The sequence below is a fragment of the Embleya sp. NPDC055664 genome, from assembly GCF_053618075.1.
The window spans coordinates 292,025-304,468 of the sequence record NZ_JBSHGZ010000002.1; the positions used below are offsets into that span (position 1 = coordinate 292,025).

General features: G+C 71.1%; 8 protein-coding genes. All 8 read right to left on the reverse strand.

The annotated features are described in order from the left end of the window. Positions 1-86: 86 nt before the first annotated feature. The 8 genes from ACWGR4_RS04450 to ACWGR4_RS04485 all read right to left on the reverse strand — a co-directional run bounded on the left by ACWGR4_RS04450 (position 87) and on the right by ACWGR4_RS04485 (position 12,436). On the reverse strand, positions 87-470 hold the full coding sequence (locus ACWGR4_RS04450; protein ID WP_380005775.1) for a hypothetical protein: 384 nt from the start codon (positions 468-470) through the stop codon (positions 87-89). Between the two features lie 3 nt (positions 471-473). Then, the gene (locus ACWGR4_RS04455) at positions 474-635 is read right to left on the reverse strand and encodes a hypothetical protein (protein WP_380005773.1); all 162 of its coding nucleotides are present in this window, start codon (positions 633-635) and stop codon (positions 474-476) included. A 235-nt stretch (positions 636-870) separates the two neighbouring features. Continuing rightward, entirely contained in the window at positions 871-2,025 is a 1,155-nt protein-coding gene (locus ACWGR4_RS04460) for an acyl-CoA dehydrogenase family protein (protein ID WP_452128029.1), read from the reverse strand. Next, positions 2,022-2,375 (reverse strand): hypothetical protein, encoded by a 354-nt coding sequence (locus ACWGR4_RS04465; RefSeq protein ID WP_452128028.1) that lies wholly within the window; start codon positions 2,373-2,375, stop codon positions 2,022-2,024. Before ACWGR4_RS04465 ends, ACWGR4_RS04460 begins: the two co-directional genes overlap by 4 nt. Position 2,376: 1 nt before the next feature. Further along, positions 2,377-4,836, reverse strand: coding sequence for a condensation domain-containing protein (locus ACWGR4_RS04470; protein ID WP_452128027.1), 2,460 nt, complete (start codon positions 4,834-4,836; stop codon positions 2,377-2,379). A 1-nt stretch (position 4,837) separates the two neighbouring features. Then, complete coding sequence (locus ACWGR4_RS04475) at positions 4,838-6,670, reverse strand: non-ribosomal peptide synthetase (RefSeq protein ID WP_452128026.1); 1,833 nt, start codon at positions 6,668-6,670, stop codon at positions 4,838-4,840. A gap of 26 nt (positions 6,671-6,696) precedes the next feature. Further along, entirely contained in the window at positions 6,697-8,556 is a 1,860-nt protein-coding gene (gene asnB, locus ACWGR4_RS04480) for an asparagine synthase (glutamine-hydrolyzing) (protein ID WP_452128025.1), read from the reverse strand. A 1-nt stretch (position 8,557) separates the two neighbouring features. Next, positions 8,558-12,436 carry a non-ribosomal peptide synthetase gene (locus ACWGR4_RS04485; protein WP_452128024.1) on the reverse strand — a complete coding sequence of 1,293 codons (3,879 nt, stop codon included), beginning with the start codon at positions 12,434-12,436 and terminating at the stop codon, positions 8,558-8,560. Between the last annotated feature and the right edge of the window lie 8 nt (positions 12,437-12,444).

Consider the following 12,444-nt stretch of genomic DNA (forward strand, 5'->3'; position numbering starts at 1 on the left):
GACATGGCTCCGGTGATGAAGCAGCCACCACGGGCTGCCTGTTCGGCGCCCCTGCGGGCAACATGTCGATCAGGGCCCCGGGGCGACTACGAGCGCGGAATGGGCTGGAGGCGCGCTTCGATCCGGTCGGCTATCCACGAAACGGTCGGATGGGCGTATCCCACGGCCCGAATGAAGGCGTCGGCTTCCTTCGAATCCGTCCACACGATGCGGTGGCCGTTGATCGTGCACAACACGGTTCCGGCCGTCAGGGCCGTGCGTTCGTTGGCGCTCTCGAAGACCGCCGCCTGGGTGATGTAGCTCATCAGGGCCGCGGCTCGTTGCGGCAACGTCGGATGCAGAGGCCGCTTGAAGCCTCTGCCGTACACCGCCGCTTGGAGAGAACTCAGCAGGCGTGGATCCCGTTCGCGGCCGGTTCCTCCGACGGAGGCGTTGACCCGGCGCAGGTGGTCGTCCGAAAGCGCGTACACCGGTTACAGGCCCGCATCCTCGAAAAGGGGGAGAAGCTCGTCCAGGGCGCCTTCCAGGGCCTGCTCGAACTCGCGCTGGGAGGCGTAGTCGAGAGGGGGGACAGGAATGCTGTCGGTCCAGTCGACTTCGGCAGCCGGACCGGGCTCCGGGTACGCACTAGTCATGCGCCCATGGTGGCATGCCGAAGGCTGTCGTGTGCAGGGGAGCGCCGAATACGGTCGGGTAGCGGCGCCCGTGCCGGAGTCCGGGCGGAGGGCTGTGCCGCCCGGTCGGCCGGCCCGACTGAGCGACGGCACCGAGAACGGCGAACTCGCCGCCGCCCTCGACCTCGGACTGGGATAACCCGCTCGCCCCACCCGAGAAAGGTCGCGGCCGGACCGAGCGTGGTCGGCGGTGGGGTCAGGACAGGCCGAGGTGCCTGGCGATCATCATCTGTTGTACCTCGGTGGTGCCTTCGCCGATTTCCAGGATCTTGGCGTCGCGGTAGAAGCGGCCCACGGGGCTGTCGTTCATCACGCCGGAGCCACCGAAGATCTGGGTCGCGTCCCTGGCGTTGTCCATCGCCGCCCTGGAGGAGACCAGCTTGGCCATCGCCGCCTCCTTCGAGAAGGATTCGCCGCGCAGCATCGAGGCCGCGGCCGAGTAGTAGGCCAGGCGTGCGGTGTGGGCGCGCGTCTCCATGTCGGCGATCTTGAACTGGATCGACTGGTACGCGCCGATGCGCTGCCCGAACGCCGTCCGCTCCTTGGCATGGCGCACACACTCGTCCACGCAGCCCTGGGCCATGCCCGCTCCGACGGCCGAGATCGCGATCCTGCTCTCGTCCAGCACCGACATGAACTGCGCGATGCCCAGGCCGCGTTCGCCGAGCAGGTGCTCGGCCGGCACCCGGCAGTCGGCGAAACCGAGTTCGTGGGTGTCCGAGGCGCACCAGCCCACCTTGGAGTACGACGGCGCCACCGTGAAGCCCGGTGTGCCCGACGGCACGACGAGTGCGGAAATCTCCTTGGCGCCGTCGGCGCGGGTACCGGTCACCGCCGTCACCGTGACCAGGCTGGTGATGGCGGTGCCGGAGTTGGTGATGAACGCCTTGCTGCCGTTGATCACCCATTCGTCGCCGTCGAGTTCCGCCTTGGTGCGGGCCGCCGCCGTGTCGGTCCCGCCGCCGGGTTCGGTGAGCCCGAAGCCGGCGATCCGCTCGCCGGTGCACAGGGCGGGGAGCCAGCGTTCCTTCTGTGCCGCGGTGCCGAAGCGATGGATGGGGATCGCGCCGAGCGTCACGCCCGCGGACAGTGCGACGGCCACCGAGCAGTCCACTCTGGCCAGTTCCTCGATGGCCAGACACAGGGTGAACACATCCCCGCCCATGCCGCCGTAGCGTTCCTCGAAGGGCAGTCCGAACAAGCCCATGCGGCCCATGGCGGCGACCAGTTCGTAGGGAAACTCCTCGCGTCGGTAGATATCGGCGATCACCGGAGCCACCTTGGCGCGGGCGAAGTCGGCGACCGTCTCGCGCAGCAGCCGGCGTTCCTTCGACAGGCGTGAGCGTGTCATCGTGCTCCTTCGGGGGGATCGGACGTGGACTCGGAGCCGGACCCGGCGACCGCCCGTCGGGCCGTCGACGAGCGCAGGCCCGGTACCGGTCCGCGGTGGGGGTACAGGGCGTGCGCGCAGGCCGACGCCGGCGCGTCGACGCTGGACACCTGGAATTCCGCCGGCAGCCCGCTGTGCGCGTAGGCGAGCGGGAGTTCGGTACAGGCGCTGATCACCGGCAGGCACCGAATGCGCAGCAGCTCGTGGACCGCCGAACCCGGGGTCGCGCCGGCAGCCGGCAGTCGCAGGAACTCCGCCGTCGCCGCCGGTCCCCTCCCACCGAGCACACCGAGGGTGCGTGAGCGCGCCACCTCAGCCGGCCTGCTCCCCGATCAGCCGCTGCGCGACGCGCTCGGGGATGTGGGCCGCCGCCAGCCGCGTGCCCACGGAGGCGGGACACCACCAGGTGAGCACAAGCTCGCCGGCGTCGACGACACCGGTGATCGTCGCATCGGTGTCGCCCGGGTGCCCCGGCCCGGCGAAGTCCCGCCACACCGTGTCGCGCAGCGTCCAGGCCACCCCCGACGGAAGCAGCGCGGCGGCCGGATCGCCGAAGTGTTCGTAGCGCACCCGGGCCGGCTCGGCAGCTCCCGCGGCCCGTACGACGCTCGCTCCCCGCGCGAGCGGGGTCACCAACCAGCGGTCCGCTTCGGCCAGCGGACCGATCACCCGTGCCGCGGGCCTGCGCGTGGTGTGATCGAGGACGTCCACGACCAGTCGCCCGCCGCCGAACTCCTCGACCAGCACGTGCGCGATCGCAGCGGCGACGTCGCGGGCCGTCGCCGCGCGCACCGGGCAGTGCGCTTCGAGCGGTTCCTCGGCGATCGGCTCGGGTGCGGGCGAACCCGGGAGGACACAGCCGGCCCCGGCGACCTCCGGGCCCGCCTCGTCCTCGACGCCGGCGGGCTCGGCCGGGTGATCCAGGAACGACGCGGCAGGCGGCAACCGGACGTCCGAGCCCGCCTGGAGTTGTCCCAGCCCCAAGGCCAGGTCCGCCAACAGCACCCGCCAGGACTCGACGTCCGCGGCCAGTTCGTGCACCACGATCAACAGACCCGCCGGCCGGGTGCCCCGGTCGACCACCGCGGCCCGCAGCAGCGGACCCCGATCGACGTGCAGCCGGGCCCGCATCCGGTCGGTGAGCCGACGCAACACCTGCCCGTGCGCGCCCGGGTCCCGGCCGGCGAGGTCCACCCGCGAGACGTGGACCGCACCGCCGAGGCCGCCCCGAAACTGCCGCCAGCCCTGATCCCCGTGGCCGAACCGCAGCCGCAACGCCTCGTGATGCAAAAGCAGTTGCAACCACACCCGCTTCACGTCGGTGACCGGGAAACCGGACTCCGAGGTCAGGAACAGGGCTCGGGCCCGGTGCGCGGCCCGGACCGGATCCCGATCGAGAATCCGACGCTGTACCGGACGGACCGCGACCGAGCGATCGGAAACCGCGTCCGCGGTGACGCCCCCGCCCCGCGAGCCCGGGGCCTTCGGGCGGTGCATCCCGCGCAGAGCCCACCGATCCACGGCGCCCGCGACCCTGGGGATCTCCGCCACCTGCACCCACTGCGCCGGTACCAGTGCGGGCGGCAGGGCATCGGCCACCGCGGCCGCGAGCCGGTCGCCCGACGCGCTTCGGTCGGCGACGTAGTAGACCGCCAGCCGGGCGCCCGTCCGGTCGGCGTCGGCCGGGTCCGGATAGCCGATCCTGGCCAGCATCCGTTTCACCTGCGCGGTCTCCACCGGGGCGCGCAGCTCCGCGTCCGCCTCGGCGACGTCCAGATGCCCGAGCCGTACCTCCCAGCGGGTCGGCGCCTCGTAGTTGTGGAAACCGCGCTCCGCCGCGTGAACGTAGGTGCCCACATCGTTGATCATGCAATTCGAGCTGCAGAACCCGGTATCGGTGGGCTGCGCCCAAAACGACGAGCGCTCGCGCAGGAAGGCTCGCACGTCCTCCTTCGTCACCGCCGAGTAGCGGAAGTAGTCGACGACCTGGACCGCGTTCACCGCGGCGGCGTCGACCGTACCCGCGGCCCGGTGGTACACCTCCCGGCCCAGCCGCAGCTTCTCCTCGATCTCGGCCACGTCGAAGATGCCCTGCTCGTGGAACCAGGACAGCCGCTCGTCCATGATCTGGCCGCGGGAGAGCCCGGTGACCACCGTGGGGATGTCGCGCTGGTGCGCGAGTTCGGTGCTCAGGTCCAGGAGGGAGCGGAAGCACCCGTTGCACACGCTCTTGTGCTCCTGGAGCGAGTTCAGGAAGATCCGCTTCTGGTCGGCGTGGGTGGCGGTGACGTGTTCGATGCCCAGTTCGGCGGTGACGGTCTCGACGTTGCGCAGCGCGGTCCGCGAGATGAACCCGTTGTCGAACGTGAAGGTCATCACCCGCAGACCCAGCCCCACGAGCTGGTAGAGCACATACGTGCTGTCCTTGCCGCCACTGAACAGCAGCAGGCAGTCGTAGTGCGATCCGCGCCCCCGCGCGGCCTCGCGCAGTCGCGGCGCCAGCTCCCGCGGGTCACGGAAGTAGGCGTGCATCGCCGATCGATGGGCGGCGTAGCGCGCGCACAGCGAACAGACCCCGTCCGGGTCGAAGCGCAGTCCCGGGTACGCCGCGCTGATCCCGCACCGGACACAGGCGCGGGCGCCGGCCGCCGCGGGGTCGGCCTCGTTGAACACGACGGCGCAGTCGAGGACGCCGTCCTGGTCCAACACGGCCGTCCGTACCCGGCGTTCGACGGACGCGGTCTGCTCGGCGTCCAGTGGCTGGTCGGTCATGTCAGCTCCCGAAGAGGTCGTCGTCGGCGTCGTCGTCGGCGAGCAGCAAGCGCTCGACCAGGTTCGACAGGCCCTCGATCGTCTGGTTCGCCAGGAAGTCCGCCAGCGGGACGGACACCCCGAACTCCTCGGTCAGTCGCGCCAGTACCGAGATCACGGCCAGCGAGGTGCCCACGTCGAAGAACCGGGTGTGCACGTCGTCGACCGGGGCCGGCAGCGTACGCGCCCAGATCCCGGCGATCGTGCGTTCGGTGGCGGTGCGCGGTGCGACGGCGTCCGCGTCGGGTCGGGCGGGGGGCCGCACGGGCACGGTGAGCGCCTTGCGGTCGATCTTGCCGCTGATGGTGCGCGGGATGAGCTCCAGCGGCACGATCACCGCCGGGATCGCGGCGTCCGGCAGGTGCTCGCGCAGATGCTCGCTCAGCCGGGAGCGAAGCTCCTCGGGATCCGTTCCGGAGCCGGTCTCGACGAACGCGCACAGGTACGGCGGGGCGTCGTCCGGCTCGACCGATACGACGGCCGCCTCGGCGACCGACGGGTCCTCGCGCAGGAGCTGCTCCACCCCGTCCAGCTCCACCCGCACGCCGCCGACCTTGACCTGTCGGTCCCTGCGGCCGAGGAAGTCGAGCGTGCCGTCGGGCAGCAGGCGGGCGAAGTCCCCGGTTCGGTAGACGACTTCGTCGTCGCCGCGCCGGGTGGGGTCGGCGATGAAGGCGCGTTGGGTCTCCTGCGGCCTGCGGTGGTACCCGAGGCTGCGGTAGGCCGTACGCAGGTAGATCTCGCCGACCCGCCCCGGCGGTACCTCCCGGCCGCGTTCGTCGAGCAGCAGGACGACGGTGTCGGGCATCGGGCGCCCGATCGGGACGGACCTGCCCCGGGCATCGGCGGCGGTGACGAAGTGGAAGGTCTTCGTCATGGTGGTTTCCGAGGGCCCGTAGAGGTTCAGCAGCCGGATCCGCTCGCCGAAGCGGTCGAACCAGCCGGCGGCGTCGGCGGGCAGCACGCGCTCGCCGGACAGGGCCACGCACTTCAGCGCCTCGAACCCCGGCCGGACCGTGTCGATCGCGCCCGCCAGGGCGCGAAAGACCGAGGGCACGCAGTGGATCAGATCGATCCGTTCCCGGTCCAGCCACCGGCACAGGGCGACCGGGTCGAGCCGGACGTCCTCGGCCGGCACGCATACCGTCGCGCCCACGCTCAACGGCAGGAGCAGGTCGCGCAGCACGGCGTCGAACGCGGGCGAGATCAGCTGGCCCACCCGCCATCGGGGACCGGCGCCGAGCAGCTCCGCCTCCCAGCGGATGTAGTGGTCCACCGCACTGAGCCGGCCGAGAATCCCCTTGGGCCGGCCGGTGGAGCCGGAGGTGAAGAACAGGTAGCAGGGATCGTCCGGCGCCGGCACGTGGGGCGGGTAGTCGTTCCCGGGTCGGTCCTTGACCGTGCCGAGATCGACCAGGGCGGCCCGGTCGCACGTGTCGCGCACGTCGTCCCCGAGGTCGCCGTCGTCGGTGCCGACGACCAGGAGATCAGGGTCCGCCTCGCGCAGCGTCCAGCCCAGCCGATCCGGCCGGGTGCCCACGTCGAGGGGGACCACCACACCGCCCAGCCGCAGGACGGCGAGCAGGGTCGCGGTCAGCTCGGCCCGGTCGCCGGCGAGGATCGCGACGACGGAGCCGGCTCGGGCTCCGCACCGATACAGCTCGGCCGCGACGGCGTCGACGCGTTGATCCAGTTCGCGATAGCGCAGTGAGCCGTGCGTGGTCTGTACGGCGACTCGGTCGGGGAAGCGGTCGATCGCGCGGGCGACAAGCGACTGGATCGGTTCGAACGCCATTGCGGTTTCCTTTGCTCGACCCGCGTTCACACGTGACCGGGAAGGTTGAAGGTGTCCAGCAGAATTCCGAACGTCAGGACGACGAGCAACAGATCGTCGTCCAGGTGCGGATGCAGGTCGAAGCCCGCGTCCAGGCTGCGCGAGCGCAACTGCTCCACGACCGCCGGATCGAAGTAGCCCTGACGGGCGATGCGCGCCGGGGACAGCAGGTCGTCGACCCATTCGACGTTGCGCCGGAGCAGCCGAGGGCTCGCGGGCGCGCGGAACCCGTACTTTTCCCGGCGGATGATCTCCCGCGGGACCAGTCCCTCCGCGGCCTGTTTCAGCACGAGCTTCTCGCCCCGCGCGCCCACCTTGAGCCGGTTGGGAACCTGCGTGGCGAAATCGAGCACGGCGCGGTCGAGGAACGGATAGCGGGCCTCCACGGAATTGGCCAGGGCCATCCGGTCCCCGTGGTCGGTCAACAGGTGGTCCGACAGCCGCAGGGTGAAGTCCAGATAGGAGCGCTGACTGAGCCGCGGCCTGCCCACCAGGCGCTCGTGGTCGACGACCGGGTGGTGCAGACAGTCGAACTCCTCGAAGGCGGCCCGGGCCTGCTCGGAGTAGAGCTCGAATTTCGTGTCCCGCCACGCGTGGTACCGGCGCTCGTAGAAGAGCTCCGGGTCGCCCCACAGCCGGGCGCGAAGGTCGTCCTCGAAGGCGTCCTCCAGCGGATCGCCCGACACCACCGGGCCGCGCCCACCCGCGTCGAACCGGTACCCGGGATACCCGCCGAAGAGTTCGTCGGCCCCCTCGCCGGTCAGGATCGCCTTGACGCCGTGTTCTCGCGCGAGCGCCGACAGGACCAGCGAGCAGGTGTTGTAGGTCTCCTTCACCGGGCACTCGGCATGGCGCACCATGCGCTGGAGTTCGGCGACGGTGTCCTGCTCCGTGAAGACCGCCTCGTGGTGCACGGACCCCACCTTGGTCGCCATCAGGCGCTGATACCCGGACTCGTCGATGGCCGCGTCGGGGAAGGTGATGGAGAAGGAGCGGGCGGGGAGCCCCGATTGCGACGCCAGCGCGCCGATCAGCGAGGAGTCGAGGCCGCCGCTGAGATAGAAACCGACCTCGACGTCGGCCCGCATCCGTAGCCGAACGGCCCGGGTGAGAAGTTCACGCAGATGTTCCGGGTAGAACTCGTCGGGCCGATGCGCGACGTCGTCGCGGGGATAGTCCAGGGCCCAGTAGCACCGGTCGGTGACGACACCGTCCCGCACGATCAGGTAGTGGCCGTTGCGCACGCTCTCGATGCCGCGGAACATGGTGCGCGGACTCACCAGCCCGGGGAAGGTGAGGACCTGGTCCAGACCGGTGAGGTCCACGTCGCGCGGTACGCCGGGGTGTTCCAGGATCGACTTGATCTCCGATCCGAAGACGAAGTGCCCGCCGGTGTCCGTGTAGTACAGAGGAGCGATCCCGGCGTGGTCGCGCGCGAGGAAGAGCTGTCGCCGGCGCCGGTCGTGGATCGCGAACGCGAACTGGCCGTTGAGTCGCGCCAACAGCTCGGGCCCCTCGTCCTCGTAGAGGTGCAGGATCACCTCGACGTCGCAGGACGACTCGAATCGGTGGCCCCGGGCGAGCAACAGGGCGCGCAGCTCGACGTGGTTGAAGATCTCGCCGTTGCACACCATCGTGACGCTGCCGTCCTCGTTGGACATCGGCTGCCCGCCGCCGGCGAGGTCGACCAGACTCAGCCGGCGGCAGGCCAGCGCCACGCCGTCCTGGATCAGGGCGCCCGCCGCGTCCGGGCCGCGGTGCGTCAACGTATCGCTCATCCGCTCCAGTACCTCGGCCGTCGTCGGTCGAGCGTTGTGCAGGACCATGGACCCGGTGATGCCGCACATGTCAGATCCGCTCCTTGATCGCCGGCGACAGGGGCATCGTCGATCGCAACGCCCGGGCGAGGACCGGTCCGATCACGCGCAGCGCCGCGGGGCGCATCATCCGCAGGTGCTCGCTGTCCACCGGCACCACCGCGATGTCCCCGCCGATGCAGGACCGCCACCGTTGCCCGGCCTGCGTTCCTCGGCCGCCGGGCGCGGCCTCGAAGAGCAGCAGCGAGCCGTCGAAGAACTCCGGGACGATCCCCGGATCCTGCAGGAGGCGGATGTTGTTGCCGGTGGCCCGCAGCAGCGCGGCCACCGACTCCTCGTCCAGGGCCGCCATCGCCTCCCCACCGTCGAAGGCCACCAGCCGGACGTCGGAGGGCTCTTCGGTGTCGCGATCGGGGGCGCCCGCCGGCCAGGCGTCGATGGCGGCGAGCAGAGCGACCGCATGCCCCGACGCGCGCAGTCGGACCGCGACGGCATGGGCCGCGGCTCCGCCGAAGGACCAACCGGCAAGCAGATACGGCCCGTTCGGTTGGATGTCGACGATCCGCGCGCAGTAGTCCCGGACGAGCTCGGGGAAACTACCGGCCAGGGCGGTCGAGCCGTCGAGGCCGCGCGCCTGGAGGGCGTACACCGGGTGTCGGGCCGGGATGTACGGCAGCAGGCCCGCGTAACTCCAGCCCAGGCCACTGCCCGGATGGATGCACCACAGCGGCCGACCCGTTCCGCCGCGTAGGCGGATCAGCGGGCCGAGCAGGTCCGCCGTCGCGGGCCGGTCCCGGAGCAGCTGCGCCACGGTGGGTCGCACGAACAACTGCTTCAGGGTCAGTTCCAGTCCCAGGGCCTCCTTGGCTCGGGTGAGCAACCGCGGCATGAGCAGCGAGTGCCCGCCCAACTCGAAGAATCCGTCGTCGATGCCGACCGTGTCGACGCCGATCACCTCGGCGAACACCTGGCACAGCGACGCCTCCGCCGGGGTACGCGGTGCCCGCCGGTCACCGACCGGTGCGTCGGTCTGCGGCGGCGGAAGAGCGGCGCGGTCGAGCTTGCCGTGTGGGGTGAGCGGCAGTTGGGCAAGGACCACGACGGCCGAGGGGACCATCGGCGCGGGCAGCGCGTCGGCGAGGGCCGCCCGGACGGCTGCCGGGCTCACGCTCGCGACCGGACCGGTCGGGACGACATACCCGATCAGGCGTCTGTCGTCGGAAGAACGCTCGTGGACCACGACCGCGCACCGGGAGATCCCGGGCAGGGCCAGCAGCGCGGCCTCCACTTCGCCCGGCTCGATGCGGTGGCCGCGCAATTTGATCTGGTGGTCCGCCCGCCCGACGTATTCGAGTTCGCCGTCGGAGCGCAGCCGGACCAGATCACCGGTGCGATACATGCGGGTACCGGCCCGGCCGAACGGATCCGCCACGAAACGCTCGGCCGTCAGCGCGAACCGGCCCGGATAGCCCCGGGCGAGGGCCGGACCCGCCACGTACAGTTCGCCCGCGACGCCGCTCGGCACCGGGCGCAGCCGCTCGTCCAGGACGTACAGGCTCAGGCCGTCGTGGGGGCGGCCGATGGGAACCGGTCCGGGCGGTGTGGGCTCGCCCGGGTCGAGCCGGAACCGGGCACAGTCCACGGTCGCCTCGGTGGGGCCGTAGAGGTTGTGGACCACGACGTCCGGGTGTTGCTCCCGCCACCTGGCCAGCGCCTCCCCGCGCAACGCCTCACCGCCGATCAGCAGGCATCGGGTCGGCGACGGATCCACCGGCATCGCCGCCATCAGGTCGAGATGGCTCGGCGTGACGTCCAAGAGGGAGTGGCGGAGCGGGCCGGTGTGGGGCCCGGCCAACTCGTCCAACCGCACGTGCCCGCCGCTCACCAGCGGGGTGTACAGGGCGGCCACCGTCAGGTCGAAGGACAGCGAGGTATGGACCAGGCTCGACCCGGCCGCGCTCGGATACGCCGCCCGTGCCTGTTCCACATAGGCGGCCAGGGAACGGTGTTCCACCACCACGCCTTTGGGGCGGCCGGTGGAACCGGAGGTGTAGATCACATAGGCGGCGTTCGCCTCGTGCGGCACACCGGCCCGCAAGCCGCGGGTCGGCCCCGCCTCGGGCGGCATATCCGCCGCCTCGTGCCGCCAGGCGGCGATGTCCAGAACGGGGACGGTGCCCGCCCCGGCCGGGCCGGCCGCGCTCCCCGTGGTGATGAGCAGCGAGGGCGCCGAGTCCGTGAGCATGAAGGCGATCCGGGCGGCCGGGTAATCCGGGTCCACCGGCAGGTACGCGGCGCCGGCCTTGAGCACGCCGAGCATGGCGACGACCGCGTCGATGGAGCGGGGCAGCAGCAGCGCCACGATGTCCTCGGCGCCGATACCCCGGCCGCTCAGCCATCGGGCCAGCCGGTCGGCCCGCGCGTTCAGTTCCCGGTAGGTCGTCCGTGCCTGCCCGGCAATCAGTGCCGTCGCCTCCGGAGTACGCGCCACCTGCGCCTCGAAGAGCCCGGGGAGCAACTGCTCCCGGGTTCGAGCCGGGGCCGGGCGGCACGCGCCGAGGAGGGCGCCGCGCTCACCGGGCCGGAGAATCTCCACGTCGCCGATGGAGCGGTCCGGGTCCGCAGCCATGGCCGCGAGCACCGACTCCAGCCGTTCGACCATGTGTTCGGCGGTGATCGAGTCGAACAGATCGCGGGCGAACTCCAGGCCCCCCTCCAGGCCGTCGGGGCTGCCGTCGTCGGTCTGTCGCTCCCGGAGATGGAGCGACAGGTCGACTTTCGAGTCCGGGTTGTCGATCGGTTCCTCGATGGCCGGCAGGCCCGGGAGGTACGGGAGGTTCGTGGTGCGGTCCTCCAGGACGAGCATGACCTGGAACAGCGGGTTCCACGCCGCCGAACGAGAGGGGGCGAGCACGTCGACGAGCCGTTCGAACGGCACGTCCTGACGTGCGTACGCCGCCAGGTCCGTTTCCCGTACCCGGGCCAGGAGTTGCCGGAAGGACGGATTACCGCCGGTGTCGGTGCGCAGCACCAGCGTGTTGACGCACATCCCCACCAGATCGTCCATCGCCTCGTCGGACCGGCCGGCGACGGCCGAGCCGATGGGGATGTCGGTGCCGGCGCCCAGCCGGGTCAACAGGGCGGCGAGCCCGGCCTGCAACACCATGAAGAGACTGACCCGCTCCCGTCTGGCCAGCTCGATCAGGGCCAGGTGCGTTCGCGGTGCGATCAGCATCGGGATCGTCTCGCCGCGATGGGAGGCCGCGGCCGGCCGCGGCCGGTCCACGGGCAGCGCCAGATTCTCCGGGATGCCGGCCAAGGCGTCGCGCCAGTAGGCCAGTTGCTCGCTGATCAGACTGTTCGGATCAGCCTCGTCGCCGAGCAGCTCACGCTGCCACAGGGTGTAGTCGATGTACTGGACCGGCAGCGGATCCCAGCCCGGCGCCCGCCCCGCGCACCGCGCCTCGTAGGCGGTCGCCAGGTCGCGCAGGAGTGGTTCTCGCGACCAGCCGTCCGCCGCTATGTGGTGCAGGAGGATCAGCAGGACGTGCTCGTCCGGTCCGAGCGAGAGCAGGGTGAACCGTACGGGCGCTTCGGTGGTGAGGTCGAAGACGTGTGCTCCCGCGGCTCGAAGGACCGCGGGCAGTTCCGGCGGCCGAATTCGTTCGACCGCCAGGACGGGCCAGGCCGCGGAGTCCTCCAGGACCACTTGGCGGGGGGTGCCGTCGGACTCGGGAAAGACCGTGCGCAGGCTCTCGTGTCTGGCCAGGACGTCGGTGAACGCGGCCCGCAGCGCCGCCACGTCCGGCTCCCCGAAGAGTCGGTACACCAACGGGATGCGGTAGCCCGTTCCGTCGTCCAGCTTGTTGAGGAACCAGATCCGGTGTTGCGCGTACGACAGCGGAATCATCAGCGGTA